Below are 24,478 nucleotides of genomic sequence, written 5' to 3'. Positions count from 1 at the left end.
ACCCCAGAACCACGCGGTATGCATGGCGGTCGATACCATGGCTGAGCTGGTGACGTTCGGCGAGACGATGCTCCGGCTCTCGCCAGCCCGCGGAACACGACTCGAAACAGAGGGTGAGCTGGATGCACAGGTCGGCGGTGCCGAAAGCAACGTTGCCGCCGCCGCAAGCTGTCTCGGCGTCGACGCGGCGTGGTGCTCGAAGCTCCCGGCGAACCCCCTCGGGCGGCGTGTTGTTCGCGCGCTTCGGGGTCACGACGTGACGCCCGCGGTCGCGTGGGACGACAGCGACGACGCCCGATTGGGCACCTACTATCTCGAATACGGGGCCGACCCACGAGACACAACTGTCGTCTACGACCGCGCCAACGCGTCGATCACGACGGTCAGCACTGACGAGCTCGACACCGACCGTCTCGCCGACGCGTCGGTGTTTCACACCACTGGGATCACACCCGCACTCAGCGACGCCACCGCCGAGACGACGCGGGAACTGCTGGATATCGCTGTCGACGCCGACACGCTGTGTTCGTTCGATCTCAACTACCGCTCGAAGCTCTGGTCACAGGACGACGCCGCCGTCGCCTACGACAGCCTCCTCCCGCGGGTCGACCTGCTGTTTGCCCCCCACCGCGATGCGAGTGCGATCCTCGGCTACGAGGGGGATGCCGAAGCGGTCGCCCGCGGGCTGGCCGACGACTACGATCTCGACACCGTTGTCGTCACCCGCGGCGCGGAGGGGTCGCTCGCGCTTGTCGATGGGGAGATCGTTGAGGAAGGGATCTATTCCGATGAAACCGTCGACGCTATCGGCACCGGCGACGCCTTCGTCGGCGGCTTTCTTGGGGAGCTGCTCACCAACGGCGACGGCGCGTTGACGCCAGCCACCGTCGAGACCGCACAGTCGTATGCGGCCGCCGCCGCCGCGGTCAAGCGGACGATCACCGGTGACGTGTTGGTATCGACACGCGAGGAGATCGAGTCGGTACTCGCGGATGCGTCCGATGGGATCGCTCGATAGCTCTTAGAAGAGGGATTCCAACCACCGCAAAGAGATGCCCGGAATGAACCGCATAGCCTGCCCGGAAGTCGCATGCCGCCTGCCCGGAGACGGCCACCGCCTGCCCGGAACGCGGTCAGACGGTATCGGAACAATCGGAGACGGTAGTAATAAACGATTTGACCAAGATATCAAATACGATAATTTGGTGTCGCAAACGAGTTGCTATTTTTCCCTCTCAGTGCAGCGGTTCGATCGAGTCTACAACTACTATTATCTTATTTGATATCGCAAGCACCACTTATTTATATCACCCGTCGAAAGGCACAGTCGTCGCCACGTGTCAACGACGGCGACTGTCGAACACGCCTGCCCGGAACAGGTCGGGAAGCGAGAACTGCTTCCCACATCTACGCCTTTCTCGTCGCGCGTTGCGGTGTGTTTTTCATCGGATCCAGCGACGCGCTTGTGACAGTCCCTCGACCAGCCGCCATACGGTTTTGTAGTCGCGGAGTGATCTCAACTTATGAACGTCCTGATTATCGGTGCCTACGGCAGCGCGGGCTCGGCGGTCGCCGGCGACCTCGCGCCACATGTCGGCGGCGAGATCGACCGACTGACGCTCGTCGATGACGGCGATCCCGGCGGCGGACTCTGTATCCTCAACGGCTGTATGCCCTCGAAGGAGGTGTTGTCGGCGGCCGCCCACCGGTTTCAGGCCCGCGTCGACGACCGGCTTAACGGCGACCCGCCAACGATCGACCTCGACCGCGTGGTCGCCCGGAAAGATGAGCACGTCGAGAGCTTCGCGGCCCACCGGCGGGAGTCGATCCACGACCTGGCTGACACCGCTGGCATCGAGTTCCGCGACGACACCGCCCGGTTCGTCGACGACCGCGTGGTCGCCATCGACGGCGACCGCTACGAGCCCGACTACGTCGTGATCGCCACCGGATCGTCGCCGTACATCCCCGACCTGCCCGGCATGGACGCCGTCGATCCCATGACGAGCAAGGACGTGCTCGCGGCGACCGATCTCCCCGACTCGGGGATTGTGATGGGGTTCGGCTACATCGGCCTCGAACTCGTCCCCTATCTCGCGGAGGCCGGTGTCGACCTCACCGTGATCGAACACGACGACCGCCCGCTTGATCAGGCCGACCCGGAATTCGGCGACGAGCTCATGGCCCTTTACCGCGAGGAGTTCGGTGTCGACATTCTCCCCAACGCAACCGAACAGCGGATCGAACCGACGGTTGACGGCGTTCGCCTCCGCGTCGAACAGGCCGGCACCGAACACGCTGTCGACGCCGAAGCCCTCTTTGCCTTTACCGGCCGCCGGCCCACTCTCGACGGCCTCGGGCTTGACGCCGCCGGACTCGACCCGCGCGAGGGGTGGGTCGACGACACCATGGCCGCCGTCGACGACGAGCAGATTTTCGTTGTCGGCGACGCAAACGGGAAGGAGCCGATCCTGCATGTCGCCAAGGAACAGGGGTTTGCCGCCGCCGATAACATCCTTGCCCACCACGCCGGCGAGTCGATGACGCCCTACGAGAACGTCCACCACCAGGTGGTCTTCTCCGGCGCGAGCGTCTACCCCTTCGCCCGCGTCGGCCACACGCCCGAAACAGCCAACGAAGCGGGCCACGCGGTCGTCACCGCAACCCGGCGAGCCGAAGACGACGGCGTGTTCAAAGTCAAGGACGTGCCCTACGGGCTCGCCCGGCTGACCGTCGATAGCGACGACGGCACCGTGTTGGGCTATCAGGGCCTGCATGCTCACGCCGACACGATGGCGAAAACGCTGCAGGTGATTGTCGAGAACAACCTTGACGTACGCGAGGTACCGGATCGCTCCTTTCATCCGACGTTGCCGGAGCTGCTCGATGGGTTGCTTCGGGAGACGGCGTCACAACTCAACTAAGAATTCGTCTGAAAACGTGTCGTTCAGGATTTTACCGCGGTAGTCTATGTCAACAGCGGCGCGATACACTGCAGGGTTGTGCGAATCACGGTGGTTGAGCGATCTGCACGATCACGTTCGTTCCACCCTGCACGTTTCCAATCGCCTTTGATCTCAGGTCGACTTACACCGAAAGTAAGGTTGGATAGTATTAGTCTACTATTCAAAAAGTACTTTCTCACATAGTGTAGATTAGAGATATGGGTAATGAGGGTGTACAGGATATCGTTCCAGTTATCCGATTTGTTGCCTCAACGGATGATGCTGAGCTTAGTTCACGAGAGCGGAATACTGTTAAAAAACTCGTAGACTTATCCGAGGATGATCCAGCTCAAGTTCTAGATATTACCTCTCATCTGCAAGCACTTCTTTTGCATGAGGACACTAAGATAAGAGAGCATGCCGCACATACGGTGAGAAACATAGCGAGGACGCATCCGGAGGATGCTCAGAATCTCCATGACGAACTCCGTCAACTTCTCTCTGATGATGCCGTAGCAGTGCGAAAACATACTATCCAAGCGCTTGAATATCTCTCTAGAGAATATCCGCACAAAAGTTGGGAAGCAGTGGCTGACATCATCCCACTCTATGCTGATGATGATAGGAAGGTAAGGCAAGGCACTGATTGGGTTCTTGATAATCTGCTGGACGATCAACCTGAGGATATGCAGGAGATCACCCACTCATTACGACCGCTTCTCAGAAAAACCAATGTGAAAATTAAGCAACATACCGCATATGTATTAGCAAAAATATCCACCGAGCATCCCGATGATGTTCGGAGTATCCTCTCTACGTTGCGATCAACGCTTTCTGAGAGCGATACTAAAACGAGGCAGTATTCTATTCAAGTGATTAAAAATATATCCGCAGAATATCCTGAAGCTGTCCAAGAAATCACCACTGATCTTCGACCGCTTCTCTCTGATAACAATAAAAAAGTGATCGAAACAACCACACAGATTCTCAATAATATCTCAGCTGAGTATCCTCTTTTAGAACAAAATGCGGCTCAAGCTATTACAAAAGCGAAAAAAGCGCAGTCGCAAAATGAGTATGAAATAGCGGAGAAGCACTATTCTATAGCTATCGATAAACTGGAACAAGCGAGTGCGGCCGCTGAACCTTTTGATAACACTGATGATGAGGAACTCCAAAACAAAATTGAGACCACCGAGGAACAGCTGGAAAAAGCTGAGAATGCTCGTGAGCAGCGAGCGGCAATTCGGGAGACATTACAGACCGCTGAACGTAATTTTCAAGAAGCTATTATCCGGTTCGCTGCTGATAGTCACACTGTTTCAAAAACTCGGTTCCGCCAAGCTCGTGATGGGTTCAAAGACGCTCAAGAACTGCTCACCGAGAGTGATCAACCAATGTTTGCCTCACCAATCGAAGTTTCTGTGGATCAACGCGTGGAATTCCCTTCTCCTGAATTGGAAGACTACCATTCGCTTGGAGAGGCAGCAATCGACGGTCTCTCATCCGCCAATATCAGTCATGTATCTGATTTGGAGCCGGATAGACAGGATATAATGCCAGCGGTGGTTGCCAATTTGCGAGATACTGACACAATAAGCAAAGAGGAGACGATACTGCTCACGCTATTATCGTGGTGGGGAGGCGATACTGAGCATGCGTTTGGCTCCAAAACAGCAGTTTCACGTCGGTACAAGCAAGCGGATTTTGGATTTTCTAAGAGTAGATGACCGCACGCCCTGCGGCGGCGTCGAAATTCATAGGTCGCCAGGGCATCGGTTGGCTCATTGCCCGGGCTACCTGTGTGCTGGTCTTTTATGTCACCGTGGCTTTCTCGCCACCGTGCGCTTTTTATTCTCTGCGTGAGCATTCCATAGCCAATGAGTACACCTTGGGCGGAGTGGGATCATATCCTCAAGATCGACCCCGACAAGCCGCTTGTCGAGGGCGAGACGTTCGCGGATGTCTGTCAGACCGGCACCGACGCCATCGAGATCGGCGGCACCCTCGGGATGACCGAGGACAAGATGCAGCGCGTCGTCGATGCCTGCGCCGAGTACGATGTCCCGCTCTACCAGGAGCCATCAAACCCGAGTGTCGTCATCGACTCGCCGGATCTCGATGGCTACCTCATCCCGACGGTGTTCAACTCGACGGATCCGTTCTGGATGGTCGGCGCCCACAAGGAGTGGGTGCGCATCGAGGACGGCCTCGACTGGGATCGCACGACGACCGAGGCCTACATCGTGATGAACCCTGAGGCCTCCGTCGCCGAGTACACCGAGGCCGACTGCGACCAGTCCGCCGAGGATGTCGGTGCCTTCGCCCGCGTCGCCGAGAAGATGTTCGGCCAGGAGATCGTCTACGTCGAATACTCCGGCACCTTTGGCGATCCCGAGATCGTTCAGGCTGCCGCCGACGGCCTCGACGACGCGACGCTGTTCTACGGCGGCGGGATCGGCGACTACGACAGTGCCTACGAGATGGGCCAGCACGCCGACGTGATCGTCGTCGGCGACCTCCTCCACGAGGAGGGCTGTGATGCTGTTCGGGAAACTGTCGAAGGGGCGACCGACGCCCACGCCGCGTCGACACCGAACTAATCGGCGGACGCGTCGGCCGACCCGTCGTTTCGCAACGGTGGTCGCTCGCCGTAGGTCACGGCGCGCCACACCCACTCCATCGGCCCAAACCGGAAGTACCGCAGCCACACCACCGAGAGGACGATCTGGATCGCCCAGATTGCGACGACGATACCGGCCTGTTCGACGCGGGTCACACTCCCGAACAGTCCGAGCCCGTGGCCGTAGAAGATCGAGGTCGCAAGCAGCGTCTGCAGCAGGTAGTTACTGAACGCGGTTCGCCCGACGGCCGACAGCGCGGTCGTCACCCTCCCCCCGCCGAACCGCCGGCAGAACAGCATGATCCCGGCGATATACGCGCCGGCCAGAAACAGGCTGCCCCAGTAGTTGAACTGCGTGCCGAAAAACAGGGCTTCGGGAGCCGCCCAGTCGACAGCCTCGGTGTACCAGACGCCGGTGCCGATCAGCAGCAGGCCGATCCCACCGCCGCCGGCGAGGAGGTGGCGGTAGAACCGCGTGGATCGCTCATTCGAGAGGACACCCCACTTAAACAGGGCCATCCCCCACAGCATGAGCCCGCTGGTTCGCCAGACGGTCGCGCCGAGGAAGCCGCTGGTCTGTTGGGTAAACGCCGTCTGGGCGCGGTGGTCGAACTGGGCGAGCCAGCCGCTCCGGTAGGTTTCGACCTCCTGGAGGAGGGCGGACTCGGAGGGCGTCCAGACGGCGAGCGTCTGGCTCGCATCTATCGAGACACCGGCGGCGAGATACGACAGCGTTGGAACCACGATCAACAGCAACCCGATTCTGGCGAGGCTGGTCGGCTTCCAGTCTCTGGCGGCGACGACGGCCAGCGAACACAGCGCGTAGGGAACGAGGATGTCGCCGTACCACAGCAGGTAGGCGTGGGCAAGCCCAACCAACAGCAGAAACGCAGTCCGGCGGTAATGGAGTCTGAGGGCTCTGCTGTCGGGTTTACTCCGGGTAAAGAGGATGATCCCCGCGCCAAACATGATCGTAAACAGCGTGATGAACTTCCGCTGGGCGAAGACGTGGCCGAGCAGCCAGACGAGGTAGTTCGCGCCGGCGAACTCGCCGTACGGGGCTGCTGAGGCGTACACTGTCGGGTTGTTGAGCGTCGCAAACGGCATCGAAAACACCCAGATGTTGATGACGAGAATCCCCAACAGCGCGAAGCCGCGGAGGACATCGAGCCCGAGAATCCGGTCTTCGGGTGGCGTCGGCGAGGGTGTGGAACTCACTATCTACCCGTCAGACGAGAAGTCAAATAAACACACCGACCACGTCAGTCTCCGATCGCTTCGACCTCGTCGGCATCGCTGTCGACTGTATCGTCGCCGTCGCTCTCGTCCTCGTCGCTTTCGCTGATCTGCTCGGGATCCTGGATCCAGAGGTCGCCGAAGAGATCGGTCTGCTGGAGCCGCACCTCGCCGCGATTCGAGAGGAATAACAGCGCGAGATAGGTCATAAACGGCCGCCCTCCAGCGGTTTTAATCTCCGCGTACAGCACCTCTTTCCGGCCGTTGTCGAACTCGGGGGTGAGCGCGGCGGTCACATCCGCGATCACGTCGTCGATCTCCTCGGTGTGGGTGTTGGCGGTCACGTCGCCCTCGGTCGGTTCGTCGTCCTCGCGGAAATCGTCGGCCGCGCGGTAGTCGACGGTCTGGGTGCTGTACCCCCCGCCGCCGGTGTCGCTGGTGTCGTACTCCCGGCGTCGCTTCCACCAGTTGTCGCGTTCGGCTTCCCGGAGCTCGCGGACGAGCTCGTCCAGCGTCTCGGGGTTGCCACGGGTGCTTTTCCGGTCGAGGCGGCGATCCATCTCGGCTTCGAGCTCATCGACCGGGTCGAAGCCGGGCGCGCCGCCCGCCTCGTCGGCGGCTCGGTCGCCCTCGAAGGCCTGCTCCCACGGTTCCGGCTCGTCGTCGGGGTCGTCCTCGGTTGGATCGAGCAGTTCGTCGCCTTTCATCCGCAGGAGGACGCTGGCGTAAAACAGTGCTCGCGCGCTCGTGCGCAGATCGGTCGCTTCGAGCTTCGAGAGGAAGGCGTCGGTGACCTCGACGATGTCGATATCCCACGGCTCGATCTCGCCTTCCTCGGCCAACTGCACCAACAGCTCGACGGGTTCGACCTCGTCATCGTCGGCGGTCGGCTCGGGCGGTCGCTCCTGGTCGTCGCTGTACTCGCCGGCGACGCCGTCGAGACCGACCGCGTCAGGGAGATCAGTCATCGGCCGGCACCTCCGAGTCGGCCGCGTCGTCGCCGTCGAACTGGATGCCGGTGACCGCGCTGTAGTTGTCGTCCTGCATCGTCACGCCGATGGCGCGCTCGGAGCGTTCCAAGAGCGCGGAGCGATGGGAGACGACGACGAACTGGGCGTCGCCGGCCAGATCGTCGACCATCTCGCCGACGCGCTCGGCGTTGACCGCATCGAGGAAGGCGTCGATCTCGTCGAGCGCGTAGAACGGCGCGGGGTTGTGTCGCTGGATAGCGAAAATAAAGGCGAGCGCGGTCAGCGACTTCTCGCCGCCGGACATCGCCGCGAGCCGCTGGATCGGCTTGTCCGCGGGCTGGGCTTTCATCGTCAGCCCGCCCTCGAAGGGATCCTCGGGGTCTTCTAAGACGAGTTCGCCCGACCCGTCGGAGAGCCGCGAGAAGATATCGGTAAAGTGGTCGTTGATGGACTCGAAGGCGTCCATGAACGTCGCCTTCTTCTGGGATTCGTACTGGTCGATCCGGTCGCGGATACCGTCGCGCTCTTCTTCGAGTGTGTCGCGCCCCTCGACGAGTTCGTCGAGGTCGGCTTCGACTTCCTCGTACTCCTCGATAGCGAGCATGTTGACCGGCTCTAACTTCTCCATCTCCGTTTCGAGGCGGTCGATATTTGACTCAACCTCGTCGTGATCCGGAATCTCGTCGGGATCGTAGTCGCCGACAGCCTGCTCTAATTCGTCGATCTCCCATTCGAGGCGGTCGCGCTCCTCGCGGGCCGACTGGAGTTTTGACTCTATTTCGCCGACGGCCTCCTTGGCCTCGTCGCGGTCGGCTTTGGCGTCTTTGACTGTCGCTTTCAGCTCCTCGCGGTCGTCTTTGAGATCGACGAGCTCGGCTTCGAGCTCCTCGATGGCCGCGCGTTTCTCGTCGAGTTTGTCCTCCTTGTCGTCGATTTTGCTTTCGAGCTCGTCGATCTCGTCTTGGGCCTCTGCCTTGCGGTTTTGGGCATCTTCGACGGTGTCGTGGAGGTCGTCGATAGCCTCCTCGGCGTACTGTTGTTCGAGCTGCTGTTCGTTGAGCCGGCCTTCGAGATCGTCCATCCGATCCTCGTGATCGCGGATCTCCTCGCGGATCCCGTCGGCCTCGTCGGTCAGCTCGGGGATCTTTGATTCCGCGAGTTCGGCCTCCAGCTCCTCGATTTCCGCGTCGACCTCCTCGCGTTCGGCCTCGATCTCCTCGATCTCGTCGTCGACCTCGGCCATCTCCGCTTCGACCTCCTCGCGTTCGGCCTCGATCTCTTCGAGGCGGGTTTCGAGTTCGTCGATCTCCGCTTCGGCGTCGTCGATCGCCTCGTGTTCGCGCTCGATGTCGGCCTCGATGGACTGGACTTTCTCGACGGCGTCGGATTTCCGGTCGCGGGCGGCGTCGATCCCTTCTTCGAGATCGCGGATCTCCTCCTCGTGGGTGCGGCGTTTGTCTTCGAGCTGGTCGATCTCCTCGGCGAGCCGTTCGAGCTTGCCGCCGCCCGACGCCGAGAAGGCGTACCGCGAGCCGCCGCCGGAGCCGCCGGTCATCGCGCCGCTCTTCTCGACGAGATCGCCGTCCAGCGTCACCATCCGGAACTGACCCATCAGATCGCGGGCGGTGTCCATATCCTCGACGACGAGCGTTGAACCGAGAACATAGGAAAAGACGCCCTCGTATTCGCTGTCGTACTCGACGAGGTTGCGCGCGAAGTCGACGACGCCCGGCTTGTTGGGCAGACTCGGCAGCCCGCGGTTGTCCATCTCCGTGATCGGGAGGAAGGTCGCCCGGCCGGCGTTGCGGGATTTGAGGTAGTCGATACACTCCGAGCCGACGCCGTCGTCGTCGACAACGACGTTTGCGAGCCGGCCACCCGCCGCCGTCTCACAGGCGGTGGCGTACTCGCTGTCGACGCTGCCGAGGTCGCCGACCGCGCCGTGAACGCCGCGCTTGCCGGCGTTGAGGATCGTCGTTACCGACCGGGGCCAGGAGCTGTCGTCGTCGCTGCGGGCCTCGATGTCGGCGTACTCCGATTGCTTTTCGCGGAGTTCCGCCTCGATCTCCTCCAGTTCGGCTTTTTTTTCTTCGCGCTGTTCGCGGAGGGTGTCGATCTTCTCCTCGATGGTTTGTTTGTTCTTTTGGGCTTTGTCGAGTTCGCTCTGGAGGTTCGAGCGTTCGGCTTTGAGATCCGGCAGCTCCTCGCGGGCGGCTTCGAGATCGTTTCTGGCCTCCTCGACCTCGCTGGAGCGGCGGCGGGCGTCGTCGAGCAGCCGATCCTTTTTGCGCTGGGCGTCGTTGGCCTGCGTTTTCAGCTCCTCGCGTCGCTCCTTGGCGTCGGCCAGCTCGGCTTTCAGCTCGTCGAACTCGGTGTCGGCGTTGTCGATCTCGGCTTCGATCTCGGCGAGATCGGCCTCCTTGCTTTGGATCGTGCTTTTGACCGATGCCTGCTCGACTTTGAGCTCCTTGATTGTCGACTCGATCTCCTCAAGCTGTTCCTGCTTGCGGTCGATCTGGACGAAGGCCTGTCGTCGCTCGTCCTCGGCGTCCTCAATCCGGTCTTCGGCGGCCTCGATCCGGCCCTCAAGCCGGTCGATCTCGCCTTTGATCGACTCCATCTCGCGTTTGAGTTCGAGCTGTTCGTCCTCGCCCTTCCGCTCGATCTCGTGGTTAAGCTCCTCTAGTTCGTCTTCCAGCCGGCTGAGCCGCCCCTGCGCGCTGTCGAGGGTCTCCTGTCGCTCGGCCAGCGTTGCTTCGTGGCTGTCGATCTGGTCTTCGATCTCCTCAAGTTCGGCGCGTTTGTCCTCCAGCTCGGCGGCCTTCAGATACCCCTCATACTCCTGTTTTTCGTCGCGCAGCGATTGGTATTCGAGGGCCGTATCGCGTTCGTCGGCGAGTTGGTCGAGTCGCTCTTCTTTCTCCTCGATCTTCAGCGTCGCCTCGTTGATCCGTTCTTCGACGGCATCGAGCTCCTCGAAGGCCGACTCCTTCTTGGCGTCGAACTCCGCGACGCCGGCGATCTCGTCGATGATGCCGCGCCGCTGGCCGGCGGACATGTTGATGATCTCGGTCACGTCGCCCTGCATGACGACGTTGTACCCCTCGGGAGCGATGCCGGCCTGCGAGAGCAGATCCTGAATATCGCCGAGATTGACGGAGCGTTCGTTGAGGTAGTAGTACGAGTAGTAGTTGTCGTCAGTCTGTTTGACCCGGCGTTTAATCGTGATCTCCTCGACGTCGCCGACGCGGTCGGTGCCGGCGGCGGTCACGACCTGCTCGCGGGTGAGTGCTCCCTCGCTGTTGTCGAGAATGACCTCGACGCTGGCCTCGCGTGGCCCGTCGGTGGTCGACTCCTCGCCGTCGTGGCCGGGATTGTAGATCAGATCGGTCAGCTTCTCGGCGCGGATGCCCCGGGTCTTGGCGAGCCCGAGGGCGAACAGAATCCCGTCGATGATGTTCGATTTCCCCGAGCCGTTGGGGCCCGTAATAACGGTAAAATCCTCGTACAGCGGGATGCGCGTCGGCCGCCCGAAGCTCTTGAAACCGTCCAACACGAGGGCTTTGATGTGCATAGATGATGAACTCGGGCAGGGTCGCCTCGCGCGTCAGGCCGGAGCCTGATCAGGCGACGATGATGTCGTCTGTCGATTTGTTTGTGTCGTTCTCTGTTGTCTCTTCCGGTTCGACAGCCGCCTCGCCCGGCTCGGCTTCCGACGCGGTGTCGGATCCCAGCGAATCGGTGGCGACATCAACATCGTCCTGCTCCTGTTCGACGACAACGACGTGGTCGTCGCTTTTTGTCTCCCGCTCGGCTGGCGGCTCCGCCTCGCTGGCCGCCTCAGCCTCAAGCTTGCGGAGCCGATCTTTCGTCTCGACGAGCTCCTCTGTGAGGCCGTTGACCGCAGCGCGGAGCTCTGCCACCTGTCCTTCGAGTTCATCGACGCGGTTACTCATACCATGACAACCAGTCTGTATCCGGATAAAACTGTGTCAGACACATGTGTGCGCGCTGAGTGATCCTGAGAGTGATCGATGGCTGCCTGCACTGGTTATTTATATGAAAACTCCAGATAGTATAGTACGGATGGCGTACCATGGGCCGCTGGGGGACGGCACCGTACTCCCAAGTCGACGGACAGTCTTGAAATCAGCACTCAGCGTGGGGATTGTTGGCGGCGTTGGCGTGTCGTGGGCGACCGCGGAGGAAACCGAGCGACAGCGGTGGGCGTTCGAAACTGACAACGCTGTCGCCTCGTCGCCGACGGTCGTCGACGACACGGTCGTTGTCGGCAGCGGGGATAGCACCCTGTACGCGCTCGATACCGCGACCGGCGAAACACAGTGGACGTTCGATACCGAGGGCTATATTTTTTCCTCGCCAACAGTCGCCGACGGCACCGTCTTTGTCGGCAGCGACGACGCGACGCTCTACGCCCTCGATGCCGAAACCGGCACGGAGCAGTGGACGGCTGAAACCGGCGGTAGCATCGGGTCGTCGCCGACGGTCGCCGGCGACACCGTCTACGTTGGCAGCAACGACACGACGCTCTATGCGCTCGATGCTGCGACCGGCGAAACGCGGTGGACGGTCGAAACCGGCGACTACGTCACGTCGTCGCCGACGGTCGCCGACGGGACGGTTTTTGTCGGTAGCAACGACGCGACGATCTACGCGCTTGATGCCGCGAGCGGTGAGCAACAGTGGACGTTCGAGACTGCCGGCAAGATCGAATCGTCGCCGACGATTGCCGACGGAACGGTGTTTGTCGGGGGTTGGGAGTCATTTTACGCCATTGACGCCGACACCGGCGAGCAACAGTGGACGCACGACGCCAGCGTCGTCTCCTCGCCGACGGTCGCCGACGGGACGGTGTTTGTCACCACAGCCGGCGGCCTGATCTACGCGCTGTCGGCGTCGACCGGCGACCAACAGTGGGCGTTTGAAACGAAGAGTTCGCTGCACTCCTCGCCGACAGTTGTCGGTGAAACCGTGGTCTTCGCGTCCCTGCGGAACGTGTACGCCCTCGATGCGGCCACCGGAGCCCAGCAGTGGGTCTTCGCCAGCGGCGGCCGCTCCTCGCCGACAGTCGTCGACGGAACGGTGTTTGTCGGCAGCGACGATACAAGCGTCTACGCGTTGCGGGCCGGCGTCGATGGCTCCAGCGAGGGATCGCGGGTTCGGTTGGGCACCTTGGGCCATCACGGCGCTCGACGCGTTGAGTGAGGCCGGCAGGTCGACTTGCGGTTGTTTCGTGGCTCCGTTAGGCTTTAGCGGGCGGGCAGCAAACCCCGCTTAATGACAGCGCAGGCCGTCCAAACCGACGAACACGCGGTCGTCATCGGGCTGGAGGTGCACGTCCAGCTTGAGACGGCCACCAAGATCTTCTGTGGCTGCTCGACCGCGGCCGACGCCGACGAGGAGCCAAACAGCCGAACCTGCCCGGTCTGTCTCGGCTTGCCGGGCGCGCTCCCGGTGCTCAACGAGGGCGCGGTCGAAGCCGCCGTCAAGATCGGGAAGGCACTCTCCGCCGAGATACCTGAACGAACCACGTTCCACCGGAAAAACTACTACTACCCCGACCTCCCCAAAAACTTCCAACTCACGCAGTACGACGCCCCGATCTGCCAGGAGGGCGAACTCGAAATCAGCGTCGAGGGCGACCGCCGGGAGATCGGCATCACCCGCGCGCATCTCGAAGAAGATCCCGGCAGTCTCCAGCACAAGGGCGGTAGCATCGACACCGCCGAGGCGACGCTGATCAACTACAACCGGGCAGGAACGCCACTTGTGGAGATCGTCACCGAGCCGGATTTCCGCTCGCCCGCTGAAACGCGAGCCTTCCTCGCCAAACTCGAAGAGGTGCTCGAATACCTCGGCGTCTTCGATGCGACCCGCGACGGCAGCCTCCGCGTCGACGCCAATATCTCACTCGTTGATGCCGAGGAAGTCGACGACGCGGGCGAGATCGACGACAGCGTCCTCGAAGACGCAAACCGCACCGAGGTCAAGAATATCTCCAGTCACAAAGCCGCCGAGAAGGCCCTCGCCTACGAGGTCAGCCGCCAGAAAAACGCCGTCAAGCGCGGCCGCGCACTCGAAACCGAGACCCGCCACTGGGACGAATCTCGCGGGATCACCGTCTCGATGCGCTCGAAGGAGTCAGAAGCCGACTACCGCTACTTCCGGGAGGCCGACCTCCCACCGCTCGAAGTCGCCGACTGGAAGGAGAAAATCGAGATTCCGGAACTCCCCGATGCCCGACGAGAGCGGTTCGTTGCCGAGTACGGCCTCGACAGCGAGTCGGCCTCGAAACTCACCTCCACGAAGGAAGTCGCCGACTTCTTCGAGGCCGTCGCCGAGGAGTTCGACCCCGACGTGGCCGCGACGTGGGTCGCCGACAACCTGCTCGGCGAACTCAACTACCGCGATATGCTGATTACCGATATCGAGGGCCGCCTCGATGAGTTCTCCCGACTGATCGAACTCGTCGAAAGCGACGAACTCACGGTCAAAAACGCCGAGGAGGTCGTCCTCCGGTCGATGCTCGACGACGGCGACGACCCCGAGACGATCATCGACCGCGAGGGCCTCGGCAAGGCTGACGACGACGCTATCGCCGATTTCGTCACGGAAGCGATCGACGAGAACCCCGACGCAGTCGACGACTACCACAGCGGCGAGGACGGCGCGCTGAACTTCCTCGTCGGCCAGGTCATGCAGAAATCACAGGGTTCGGCCGACCCTGGCAGCGTCAACCAACTGCTGCGCGAGGAACTCGACGCCTGAACCTCAGCCGACGCGGTCGTCCCCCGCTTTTTTCACGCGTGTGAAATTCTTACTCACAGAAGAGTAACGCTATTGAGCCGTGGAACCGACCACCACGGTATGAAGGCTATCGCAGTCCACGAGGGGGCGACCGAGCCCGAACTCATCGACCTGCCGCGACCCGATCCTGACACCGGCGAGGCACTGGTTCGGACACTGCGGGTCGGCGTCGACGGAACCGACCACGAGGTCATCAGCGGCGGCCACGGCGGCTTTCCGGCCGACACCGACCACATGGTGTTGGGCCATGAGGCCGTCGGCGTCGTCGAGGACGCCAACGGTACCGAGCTTAGCGAGGGCGATGTCGTCGTCCCGACCGTCCGCCGCCGACCGAACGGCAGCAACGACTACTTCCAGCGCGGCGAACCCGACATGGCACCCGACGGCCAGTACCACGAGCGCGGCATCGTCGGCGACCACGGCTTCATGGCCGAATACTTCACCAGCCCGGCGGAGTTTCTCGTGCCGATTTCCGCCGAGCTGGCCGACCACGGCTTCCTCGTTGAGCCGATCTCGATAACTGAAAAGGCGGTCGAACACGCCGACGCCAGCCGGTCGGCCTTCGAGTGGACGCCCGAGTCAGCCCTTGTGCTTGGCAACGGTAGCCTCGGACTCATCACACTGGCCATGTTTGAGCAGCGATTTGAGCGCACCTACTGTCTCGGCCGTCGGGAGCGACCCGATCCGACGATCGACATCATCGAATCGCTGGGGGGCACCTACGTCAACAGCACCGAAACGTCGGTGCCCGAGATCCCCGACGAACACGAGGCCCCGGATCTGATCTACGAGTCGACAGGGTACGCGAAACATCCCTTCGAGTCGATCGAGGCCCTCGCGCCGAACGGCGTTCTCGCGGCCCTCGGCATCCCGGGCGACTGGGACTTCGAGATCGAGGGTGGGAAGCTCCACCGCGAACTGGTACTCCACAACAAGGCCATCGTCGGCAGCGTCAACTCTCACGTCGGCCACTTCGAGGCCGCCGCCGACACACTCGCTTCGCTGTCGGCGTCGTTCCTCGACGATCTGGTGACTGGAATTTTCGATCTCGACGACTACGAGGCCGCCTTTGTTGACGACGACAGTACTATCAAAAACGCCATTCAATTCAGCGAGTATGAAGAACGTCGATAACCTCATCGAGAGCGCGACGGAGCTGGCCGGCCGGGGGCTCTCCCGCGGCGAGATCGCCGACGAACTCAACGTGTCTCGGGAGACCGCAAGCTGGCTGGTCGAGCGCGGCGGGGTCGAAAGCGAACCCGATCAGGAGCCGCGGGCGACCGCCAGCCCACAAGATATCCACGTCGACTGGAGCGCGATCGGCCGCGACAGCCGGCGGCTCACCCACGTCAGCCACGCGATGGCCGACCTCATCTCGAAGGATGACACCGATGTCGGGCTGACCGTCGGCATCGAGAAAGCCGGCGTCCCGCTGGCGACGGTCATCGCCAACGAACTCGACACCGACATCGCGGCCTACGGCCCCGCAAAACACCAGTGGGAGGAAGGCGACATCGAGGATTTCGACGGCGGCTTCTCGCAGAATTTCTCCGCTGTTTCCGACCAGAACTGCTACATCATCGACGACATCATCACCTCGGGGACGACGATGAAGGAGACGATCACCGCCGTCCGCGAGCACGGTGGTACTCCGGTCGGCTGTGTCGTCCTCGTCGACAAACAGGGTCTCGATGAGATCGACGGCGTCCCTGTCTCCTCGCTGATGAACGTCGTCAGCGTCGCCCCCGAGGAATGACGCCGCCGCCAGCGACCGCCCCAACCCGGATCGGCGTCGACGTCGGCGGCACCTTCACCGATGTCGTCCTCGTTGTCGACGGCGACCGCCATACCGCGAAGGTGCCGACGACGGCCGACCAGAGCGTCGGTGTTCTCGATGGAATCGAAAAGGCCTGTGACGCCGCCGGGATCGACCCCGCCGATATCGACGCCTTCGCACACGCAATGACGGTCTCAGTGAACGCCCTCCTCGAACGCAACGGCGCGAAAACCGCCCTCGTCACGACCGCCGGCTTTCGGGACGTCCTGGAGATCGCCCGACAGGATCGCCCTGATCTCTATGACCTCGATGCGACCAAACCCGACCCACTCGTCCCGCGCAGTCGCCGCTTCGAGATCGACGAGCGCGCGACGACCGAGGGCATCGAACAGCCAGTCGACACCGACGATATCCGCGATCTCGCCGGCGAGATCGCCGCCACCGACGCCGAAAGCGTCGCCGTCTGCCTGCTGCACGCCTACGCCCACCCGGAAAACGAGCAGCGCGTCGCCGACATCCTCCGAACCGAACTCGATGTCCCAGTTTCGGCCTCCCACGAAGTCTTGCCAGAATTCCGGGAGTTCGAGCGCACAGCAACAACCGTCGTCGATGCCTATGTCACGCCGGCGATCCGCGGCTACCTCACTCGACTCACCGAGAAAGCGACCGACGCTGGCGTCCCCGAACCGCGCGTTATGCAGGCCAACGGCGGGATCGCCGACAGCGACACCGTCAGCGACCACGCCGTCTCGACGACGCTCTCGGGCCCAGCCGCCGGCGTCGTCGGCGCGGCGGCGACAGCAGTGGACGCCGGAACCGGCGACACCGACGCGGCTGCACCGAGCGTCGTCACCTTCGATATGGGCGGCACCTCAAGCGACGTGAGCCTCGTCCGTGACGGCCGCGCCGAACGGACGACCGAGGGCGAAATCGACGGAATCCCGATCCGCACCCCGATGGTAGACGTGACGACCGTCGGCGCGGGCGGCGGCTCGATCGCGTGGGTTGACAGCGGCGGCGCGCTCCGGGTCGGCCCCGAGTCGGCGGGCGCGGAGCCCGGGCCCGCCTGCTACGGCCGCGGCGGCGACCGCCCGACGGTCACTGACGCCAACGTCGTCCTCGGCTACATCGGCGACGACACCGCCCTCGGCGGCGAACTCACGCTGGATGTCGAGGCCGCCCACGCTGTGCTCAACGATCTCGCAGACGAAGCCGACCTCCTGAACGCCGAGGCGGCCGCTCGCGGCGTCGTCCGGGTCGCCAACGCGACGATGACGCGAGCGATCCGGTCGGCGACCGTCGAGCGCGGCCACGACCCCCGCGAGTTCGATCTCGTCGCCTTCGGCGGTGCGGGGCCGATGCACGCCGCCGCACTCGCCGCCGACCTCGGCATGGATCGCGTCGTCGTCCCCGCGCCGGCTGGTGTCCTCTCGGCGTACGGCCTGCTCGCGGCCGACGAAACCCACGACGCCGTCCGCACCGTCACCCAGCCGCTCGCCGACAGCGATCCGGAAGAAATCGACGCGATTTACGACGAATTAGTCGAATCCGTGCTGGCCGACACATCCGAACCGGCGGCCGCCACTATCGAGCGTGCCGCCGACTGCCGGTATGACGGCCAGAGCTTCGAACTCACCGTCGCGGTCGACGATTTTTCGCCGGAATCAGTCGCCGACGCCTTCGACGCCGCCCACGAGCGCGCCTACGGCTATACCCTCTCCGCGCCGGTCGAACTCGTCAATCTCCGCGTGACCGCGACCATCGAGGGATCGCCGCCCGCGATCAGCCATGACGGCGGGGGCGACGCCGTCGTCGGCAGCCGCGAGGCGGTTTTTCCGACGGCCGATGGCGATACTGGAGAGCGCGCGGCGGCTACCGTCTACGACCGCTCGAAACTCGCCGCCGAGGCGACGATAGACGGGCCGGCGATTCTCGAACAGGCCGAAAGTACCACCGTCGTCCCGCCTGGCTGGCGGGGCCGAATTCGCAGTGATGGCGCGCTCGTGATGCAGCGGGACGACATGGAGGGCAACCAATGAGCAGTGCGAACGACATCGATCCGGTTACGCTCGAAGTCCTGCGAAACCAGTTCGAGAGCGTCGCCGACGAGATGGGCCAGCTGTTGATCCGCGGCGCGTACTCGCCGAACATCACCGAACGGCAGGACTGCTCGACGGCGATTTTCGACGCCGACGGCCGGATGGTCGCCCAGGCCGAACACATTCCCGTCCACCTCGGCGCGATGCCCGAGGCCGTCGACGCTGTCCTCGATCACGACCCTGCTCCCGGCGACGTGTTCATCCTCAACGACCCCTTTGGCGGCGGGACGCACCTGCCGGACGTGACGCTGGTCGCGCCCATCGCGCCGCGCGCGGAGATCATCGGCTACGCCGTCTCGCGGGCCCACCACGCTGACATCGGCGGGATGACGCCCGGCAGCATGCCCGCGGGCGCGGAAGAGATCTATCAGGAGGGGCTGCGACTCCCGCCGACGCGGCTCGTCGACGCCGGCGAGCGCAACGAGGAACTGTTTTCGTTGATCCTCGCCAACGTCCGCAACCCCGACCAGCGGCGGGCCGACTTCCGCGCCCAGCTAGCGGCCACCGAACGCGCCGAAGCACGACTCGCCGACCTGATCGACGACCATAGCTATGACCGCATCCGCGACGGCTTCGACGCCGTTATCGACTACTCGCGGGCGCGGATTCGGGATTCCATCGCGGAACTGCCGGACGGTACCTACCACGCAAGCGACGTACTGGAGGGCGACGGCGTCACCGACGACAACATCGAGATCCGGGCGGCCGTCACCGTCGACGGCACGACGATTACGGTCGATTTCGCGGGGACGGCCGCACAAGTCGCCGGCAACTGCAACGCGCCGCTGTCGGTCGCCACGAGCGCGGTCTACTTCGTCGTTCGCTGTATCACCGACCCCGAAATCCCGCCGAATCACGGCTGCTACGAGCCGGTGACCGTCGACGCGCCGGAGGGCAGTCTGTTGAATCCTGAACCACCCGCGGCGGTCGTCGGTGGCAATGTCGAGACCAGCCAGCGCGTGACCGACGTGGTCTTCCTCGCGCTCGCCGAGGCAGCACCCGACCGCGTGCCGGCGCAGGGCCAGGGGACGATGAACAACCTCATCATCGGCGGTCGCGGCGGCGACTTCGCCTACTACGAGACTATCGGCGGCGGCTTCGGCGGCCGCGCGAGCGTCGACGGGATGGACGGCGTGCAGGTCGGGATGACAAACACCCTCAACACGCCAATCGAGGCATTGGAAGCCGAGTACCCGCTGCGGGTCGAACGCTACGCGCTGCGTCCCGATTCGGGCGGCGACGGTATCCATCGCGGCGGCCTCGGCCTCGAACGTCGCCTGCGCGTCCAGCAGGACGCGACGGTCTCGCTGCTCACGGAGCGACGCCGCCACGCGCCGCAGGGTGTTGATGGCGGTGAACCGGGTGCGACTGGTGAAAACCTGCTACAGCTGCCGGGCGAGGAAGCGGAATCAGTGGCAGCAAAAACGACGGTTGATGTGCCGGCTGATACTGTCGTCACGGTTCGAACGCCGGGCGGCGGCGGCCACGGCGATCCGAGCGAGCGCGACGTTGCGAAGCGAGAGCAGGATCGAATCGACGGCAAAGTCGGCGACGAGGACGAGCGCGGCGGCGACGTTTAGCTCGACCCCTCGCAGATATCTCGGAAGTTCTCGAAGACCTCCTCACCGCGTTCAGTATGGATAACCTCGGGATGCCACTGGACGCCGTAGAGGTCGCGGTCGGTGTTGCTCATGGCTTCGATCCCACACACGTCGGAGGTGCCCGTGCGGCTGAAGCCATCAGGGAGGTCTTTCACTTCGTCGGCATGACTCGCCCAGACACGGGTTTCGGGTGCGAGCGAACCGATCAGCGGGTCGTCGTCGTCGGTGATCTCGACGGTCACGTCGGCGTACCCGCCGTACTCGCCGCCGCCGACGCTGCCGCCGAGCTCTTTTGCGATGAGTTGCATCCCGAGACAGATACCGAGAACGGGCACGTCGCGGTCGAGGTACTCCGCCGACCGGCCCGCGCGATCCATGTCGGGGCCGCCGGAGAGGACGAAGCCGTCGGCCTCGACCTCTTCAGGGTCGACATCGTTGTCGACGAGGTCGGCGTCGACACCGATATCGCGGAGCGCGCGCTGCTCCAGATGGGTAAACTGCCCGTGGTTATCGATAACCGCAATGCGAGTCATGGCTGTGTTTTGCTGCTGGGGCTCAAAAGGAAACCGAAACCCGATCGCGGACTGGATGTTTGGTCAGCGACCCAGCAGCACGGCGGTCATCTCTCAGTCGGCGGCAATACGGTCGCCGCGGACTTCGGCGACGAAGTCGAGAAAATTATCGAACAGCTGTTTGGCCTCACAGGCCGCTTCGTAGTTCGATTCGGTGATGCCGTCGAGCACCCCCGCTATTCGCTCCTCCGAGAGCTGATCGTCCTTGCCGGCGGTCACGGTTTCGGCGGTCTGCATGTCGTACTCGGGGTGGAACTGCACGCCGATGGCGCGACCTTTCCGGAAGCCGTGGATGCCGTACTCGTTTTGGGCAAACACTGTCGCGCCCGGCGGCGGCTCGGAAACACGATCCGAATGTGTGGTGAAAACGGTCATCGACTCGTCGATCCCGGCCAGCAGGCGGTTGTCGCCGTCGTGTTCGACGGTGCGGTAGCCGATCTCGTACTCGCCCATATCCTCGACGCGGCCGCCGAGCACGTCGGCCAGCAGTTGGTGGCCGTAACAGACGCCGAGGGCGGGGAGGCCGGCCTCGACCGCGCCGCCGACCCACGTTTTGAGCCGGCCGATCCACTCTTTGTCCCAGTAGACTGACGCGCTGGAGCCGGTGACGACAAAGCCATCAAAAGCGAAGTCATCGGGGAGTTCGCCCTCTGGACAGCGAAACTCCGTTACGTCAGCGTCGAGTTCGCGGACGAAGTTGCGCTCGGTGTCGTCGGCCGCGTGTGCTGCGTTCAGGAGCGCGAGCTTCGGCCGAGTCATGCACCCTTCTCGCACATACCGGGATGAAAAGCTGTTGGATCGATCCGGTTTTCTTGCCGTCTGTTTGGTTTCATCCCAAGCGAGCCACTAATCGGCCGTCATCGCCGGCGACTGCCGGACATCCTCGCGGAGGCGCGTCGCGTACTCCAGTCGGAGCTGGCGAGCCGTTTCGTGATCTATCGGGCCCTCGTGCTCGAAGCTGTCTGCGATCGGGTCGAAGGCGTCCGGATCGAATCCCATCCGCGAGAGATATGTCGCCAGCGACTCGGTCAGCCCGTCTTGGATCGCGGTGTCAACGTACTCTCTGACGGTCTCGAACTCCGGGAGGACGATCCGATCATCGTCGACGCGGGGGGTATCGCCGCCGATGTCGACAGGGCGGCCATCCAGCTCACCAGCGACTCTGGCGAGGGTGTCGGCCAAGGCGACGGTTCGGCTCGGCAGCGTCGTATCCGGCGACCGCCACTCGACGGTGCCAAATTCTTCGCGGAGCTGTACCGGCGTCCACACCGCGCTTTCGGGATCAAAACACGACTCAAAGGTCGGTTCGTCGATGCCGGTGTCGATGGCTTGTTCGCGGAATCGGTCGTAACACGTCTGTAGACGGTGAGTCCAATCCGCGCGGTCATCGACGTAGGGCCACAGTTCACCCTGATCTTGGAGGTCATCGTAGGCGAGCCATCGGTAACATTTCGAGCGCGCGCCCGGAGCCATCGCTTCCCCCCGGAAATGTCGCGCCGAGTTGACCAACGCCAACGCCGGATCGAGCGCGATCAGCGTGTTGAGTTGGTCGACCGCCCGGCCGGGCTGCTGTTCGATGTGGATATGGGTGCCGGCACAGTGGCGGACGTACTGGAAGTCATCGCCGACGACCTCGTTTTGGATCCGCGTTCGGTCACAGGGGATCTCCCGGATCTCCTTGTGGTTCAGCGGCGTCGCCAGCGGAACGAGTTGCTTGCCGAGGTCGTCGCCGCGCTCAACGGCGGCTCTGATCCGATCGAACAGTTCCTCGCGGAGCTCTGCGGTCGATTGACAGGGCGTCGTCTTGAGTTCGAGCATCGGCTCGACGAACTCACGTTCAGCACCCGGAAGATCGATCAGCGAGCCCGGTTGGGTGAGATACCCCTCGTCGTCGACGACCCAGTATTCGACCTCGATACTCCGCTTGAGTGGTGCGTTGGATGTCATTGGAATGGTCGGCTCTCACGACCGGTTTTTCGAGTCTTCCGTGCGACGCAGTCACATACTGTACTACGTCGCGGGGACTCATAAAATTCTTTGGACAATCACATCAATATATCCTTAAATAGAATCCATAAACAGCACTATCGGCCTATTTTTAGCCATAATAAAATTTTAATCGGATCTAATCACAAATTCATCCAGATGCAGACGAGGTACAGAGGGATGGAACGACAGATGCCAACCATGTGGCGTCCGAGGCCGTTAGATGTCCGGCCGTCACCGTCGCTATCGTTGCGGCTACGCGGCTGACGCGAGTGTGATCGCGCTGCCGGCTACAACGCCAGCGGATCGAACCGCGTGTTGTGGCCGATCCACTGTTCGCCGTCGTCTTCGCGGGTATCGACGTAGCATTCGACGCCGTTGCCGTCGGGATCGTCGAAGTACAGCGATTTGCTGATCCCGTGATCGACCGGCTGGACGCTGATTGCTTGATCCTGTAGCCATTCGTAACACTCCCGAAGCTCATCCGGCGTGTCGAGTTCGAAAGCGACGTGGTAGAGCCCGCGGCTGTTCGGCGGCGGCGACGACGCGTCGGGGCGGGCCTGCAGCGCGAGGTCGTGGTGCCGGTCGCCAAACGAGAGGAAGGCGTAGTTGGCCTGTCGCTCGGTGACCGACAGCGCGAGCAGGTCGGTATAAAACGAGATCGCCCGGTCGAGATCGCTGACGACGAGGTGAACGTGCCCGAGAGCCGCGGTCATACCGCTGAGAGGGCCGGCACGGGCATAGAGGTTTGGCGGCTGGTCACTCCTCGCGGCGATCCCGTGCGGACTGGAAGCCGAACTCCCGTGTCTCGGCGGCAACGCGCTGTTCGCGTTCGGCGACCGCGTCGGGATCGGGATCAACGTCGTCGTCGATGCGGGCGAACGACTGGTGGACTTTGGCGTGACACCAGCGACACAGCGCGACCGTGAGTTCGTGGCGCGGCTCGTCGGTGTCGCCGGGAGCGTCGCTGTCGCCCTCGCCGTAGGAGAGGTGGTGTTCCTCGATCAGCGGGCGGCTCTCGTCGTGAGCGAGCCGCACCTCTTCGAGGCCGCATCGCCGACACGCGTCGCCCGTGGTCGTCCAGCGGTAGTGTGGGCAGGCCCGCCAGTCGCCCGTCTCGCCGACGTGGCAGGCGTAGTCGTCGGCCGCCCGCTCCTCGGCGAACTCGGGATCGACGCCGGCGTGATCGAGGGCGAACCGACACCGACCGTCGTCGGTGAGGTGGTCGCAGAGCCCCGCAACTTCGTAGGGGTCGTCAACGCCGACGGGCGTGCCCTCGGGCGTCTCCTCCATGGCGGCCGTCGGCCCCCCAGAGCTAAATATCGCCCGGCCGACCCCCCTGTGTGCAACTCGCTCACTGGCCGGAATCGGGCGGTGGCAGACGGGAGATCGCCAGCGACATCGACATCGCGGATTCGTTTCTCGCACAGGCCCGCGGGCTGATGTTCCGGCGGTCGCTAGCCGACGACGCGGCCCTCGTCTTTCAGTTCGACAGCGATGCGAAGCGGGATGTCCACATGCTGTTCGTCCCCTTCGCTATCGACGCGCTGTGGCTCGTTGACAACGAGGTCGTGGCGAAAAAGCGGCTGAAGCCGTGGATCGGGCTCGGTCGGGCGGCGGCGGACACGCTGATCGAGTTGCCGGCTGGGGCGGCCGACGAAGTCGCAGTTGGTGATCGGGTCGCGCTCGTCGAGTAATCGGTCGCTGTGTGCTCGTATGCCCACTGCGACGCAGTCGTGTTCAGATAAGCTGGGGAAACTGAAACCACCTCGAAAGCCCCGACTCGCTGGCGTCGGGGGGCTCGCTGCGCGCTTCGGGCCTGCGGCCCTGCAGTGCTTGC

Annotated in this window: 20 protein-coding genes; 11 read left to right on the top strand and 9 right to left on the bottom strand. The window is 63.0% G+C overall.

Features of this window, described 5'->3' with window-relative positions; translation table 11 throughout:
* The first annotated feature begins 37 nt into the window (after positions 1–37).
* The 4 genes from kdgK1 to EWF95_RS05660 all read left to right on the top strand — a co-directional run bounded on the left by kdgK1 (position 38) and on the right by EWF95_RS05660 (position 5,548).
* The gene (gene kdgK1 / locus EWF95_RS05675; protein WP_142443170.1) at positions 38–1,018 is read left to right on the top strand and encodes a bifunctional 2-dehydro-3-deoxygluconokinase/2-dehydro-3-deoxygalactonokinase; all 981 of its coding nucleotides are present in this window, start codon (positions 38–40) and stop codon (positions 1,016–1,018) included.
* A gap of 505 nt (positions 1,019–1,523) precedes the next feature.
* Positions 1,524–2,924, top strand: a complete 1,401-nt coding sequence (locus EWF95_RS05670) for a dihydrolipoyl dehydrogenase family protein (protein WP_142443057.1) — start codon at positions 1,524–1,526, stop codon at positions 2,922–2,924.
* 239 nt (positions 2,925–3,163) lie between these two features.
* Positions 3,164–4,675, top strand: a complete 1,512-nt coding sequence (locus tag EWF95_RS05665; RefSeq protein ID WP_142443056.1) for a hypothetical protein — start codon at positions 3,164–3,166, stop codon at positions 4,673–4,675.
* Positions 4,676–4,825: 150 nt separating this feature from the next.
* Positions 4,826–5,548, top strand: coding sequence for a phosphoglycerol geranylgeranyltransferase (locus EWF95_RS05660; RefSeq protein WP_142443055.1), 723 nt, complete (start codon positions 4,826–4,828; stop codon positions 5,546–5,548).
* On the opposite strand, the gene EWF95_RS05655 is transcribed toward EWF95_RS05660, so the two are convergent.
* Genes EWF95_RS05655 through EWF95_RS05640 form a run of 4 tightly spaced genes read right to left on the bottom strand, consistent with a single transcriptional unit; the run spans position 5,545 to position 11,731 of the window.
* Complete coding sequence (locus EWF95_RS05655; RefSeq protein ID WP_142443054.1) at positions 5,545–6,786, bottom strand: DUF418 domain-containing protein; 1,242 nt, start codon at positions 6,784–6,786, stop codon at positions 5,545–5,547. The genes EWF95_RS05660 and EWF95_RS05655 overlap by 4 nt on opposite strands.
* 44 nt (positions 6,787–6,830) lie before the next feature.
* Positions 6,831–7,772 carry a segregation and condensation protein A gene (locus EWF95_RS05650; protein WP_142443053.1) on the bottom strand — a complete coding sequence of 314 codons (942 nt, stop codon included), beginning with the start codon at positions 7,770–7,772 and terminating at the stop codon, positions 6,831–6,833.
* Positions 7,765–11,349: a chromosome segregation protein SMC gene (gene smc, locus EWF95_RS05645; RefSeq protein WP_142443052.1), complete on the bottom strand. Its 3,585-nt coding sequence runs from the start codon at positions 11,347–11,349 to the stop codon at positions 7,765–7,767. Before smc ends, EWF95_RS05650 begins: the two co-directional genes overlap by 8 nt.
* A gap of 49 nt (positions 11,350–11,398) precedes the next feature.
* Positions 11,399–11,731: a DUF7518 family protein gene (locus EWF95_RS05640; RefSeq protein WP_142443051.1), complete on the bottom strand. Its 333-nt coding sequence runs from the start codon at positions 11,729–11,731 to the stop codon at positions 11,399–11,401.
* A 187-nt stretch (positions 11,732–11,918) separates the two neighbouring features.
* Between EWF95_RS05640 and EWF95_RS05635 the strand changes: the two genes are divergently transcribed.
* The 6 genes from EWF95_RS05635 (at position 11,919) to EWF95_RS05610 (ending at position 20,059) form a co-directional block, all read left to right on the top strand.
* Positions 11,919–13,001 (top strand): beta-alanine-activating enzyme beta-propeller domain-containing protein, encoded by a 1,083-nt coding sequence (locus EWF95_RS05635; RefSeq protein WP_221886612.1) that lies wholly within the window; start codon positions 11,919–11,921, stop codon positions 12,999–13,001.
* 72 nt (positions 13,002–13,073) lie between these two features.
* Positions 13,074–14,564 carry an Asp-tRNA(Asn)/Glu-tRNA(Gln) amidotransferase subunit GatB gene (gatB, locus tag EWF95_RS05630; protein ID WP_142443049.1) on the top strand — a complete coding sequence of 497 codons (1,491 nt, stop codon included), beginning with the start codon at positions 13,074–13,076 and terminating at the stop codon, positions 14,562–14,564.
* A 99-nt stretch (positions 14,565–14,663) separates the two neighbouring features.
* Complete coding sequence (locus tag EWF95_RS05625; protein ID WP_142443048.1) at positions 14,664–15,737, top strand: glucose 1-dehydrogenase; 1,074 nt, start codon at positions 14,664–14,666, stop codon at positions 15,735–15,737.
* On the top strand, positions 15,721–16,359 hold the full coding sequence (gfcR, locus tag EWF95_RS05620; RefSeq protein ID WP_142443047.1) for a transcriptional regulator GfcR: 639 nt from the start codon (positions 15,721–15,723) through the stop codon (positions 16,357–16,359). Before EWF95_RS05625 ends, gfcR begins: the two co-directional genes overlap by 17 nt.
* The gene (locus tag EWF95_RS05615; protein ID WP_142443046.1) at positions 16,356–18,419 is read left to right on the top strand and encodes a hydantoinase/oxoprolinase family protein; all 2,064 of its coding nucleotides are present in this window, start codon (positions 16,356–16,358) and stop codon (positions 18,417–18,419) included. Before gfcR ends, EWF95_RS05615 begins: the two co-directional genes overlap by 4 nt.
* Entirely contained in the window at positions 18,416–20,059 is a 1,644-nt protein-coding gene (locus EWF95_RS05610) for a hydantoinase B/oxoprolinase family protein (RefSeq protein WP_142443045.1), read from the top strand. The genes EWF95_RS05615 and EWF95_RS05610 overlap by 4 nt, the downstream gene beginning before the upstream one ends.
* Here EWF95_RS05610 and EWF95_RS05605 read toward each other — a convergent pair.
* The 5 genes from EWF95_RS05605 to EWF95_RS05585 form a co-directional block, all read right to left on the bottom strand.
* The gene (locus EWF95_RS05605) at positions 20,056–20,613 is read right to left on the bottom strand and encodes a GMP synthase subunit A (RefSeq protein WP_142443044.1); all 558 of its coding nucleotides are present in this window, start codon (positions 20,611–20,613) and stop codon (positions 20,056–20,058) included. The genes EWF95_RS05610 and EWF95_RS05605 overlap by 4 nt on opposite strands.
* A gap of 93 nt (positions 20,614–20,706) precedes the next feature.
* Positions 20,707–21,411 carry a type 1 glutamine amidotransferase gene (locus tag EWF95_RS05600; RefSeq protein WP_142443043.1) on the bottom strand — a complete coding sequence of 235 codons (705 nt, stop codon included), beginning with the start codon at positions 21,409–21,411 and terminating at the stop codon, positions 20,707–20,709.
* An 87-nt stretch (positions 21,412–21,498) separates the two neighbouring features.
* A complete protein-coding gene (locus EWF95_RS05595) occupies positions 21,499–22,605 on the bottom strand; it encodes a glutamate-cysteine ligase family protein (protein WP_221886619.1) in 1,107 nt (368 codons plus the stop codon).
* A gap of 323 nt (positions 22,606–22,928) precedes the next feature.
* On the bottom strand, positions 22,929–23,354 hold the full coding sequence (locus tag EWF95_RS05590; RefSeq protein WP_142443041.1) for a VOC family protein: 426 nt from the start codon (positions 23,352–23,354) through the stop codon (positions 22,929–22,931).
* A 43-nt stretch (positions 23,355–23,397) separates the two neighbouring features.
* Entirely contained in the window at positions 23,398–23,931 is a 534-nt protein-coding gene (locus tag EWF95_RS05585; protein WP_142443040.1) for a DUF7097 family protein, read from the bottom strand.
* A 50-nt stretch (positions 23,932–23,981) separates the two neighbouring features.
* Here EWF95_RS05585 and EWF95_RS05580 point away from each other — a divergent pair, with 50 nt between their 5' ends.
* Positions 23,982–24,335, top strand: coding sequence for a DUF192 domain-containing protein (locus tag EWF95_RS05580; protein ID WP_142443039.1), 354 nt, complete (start codon positions 23,982–23,984; stop codon positions 24,333–24,335).
* Positions 24,336–24,478: the final 143 nt, after the last annotated feature.

Origin of the sequence: Halonotius roseus, from assembly GCF_006861655.1 — an archaeon.
Lineage (GTDB): Archaea > Halobacteriota > Halobacteria > Halobacteriales > Haloferacaceae > Halonotius > Halonotius roseus.
Note: the sequence above shows the minus strand (reverse complement) of the source record. Positions and strands in the feature narration are given on the sequence as shown.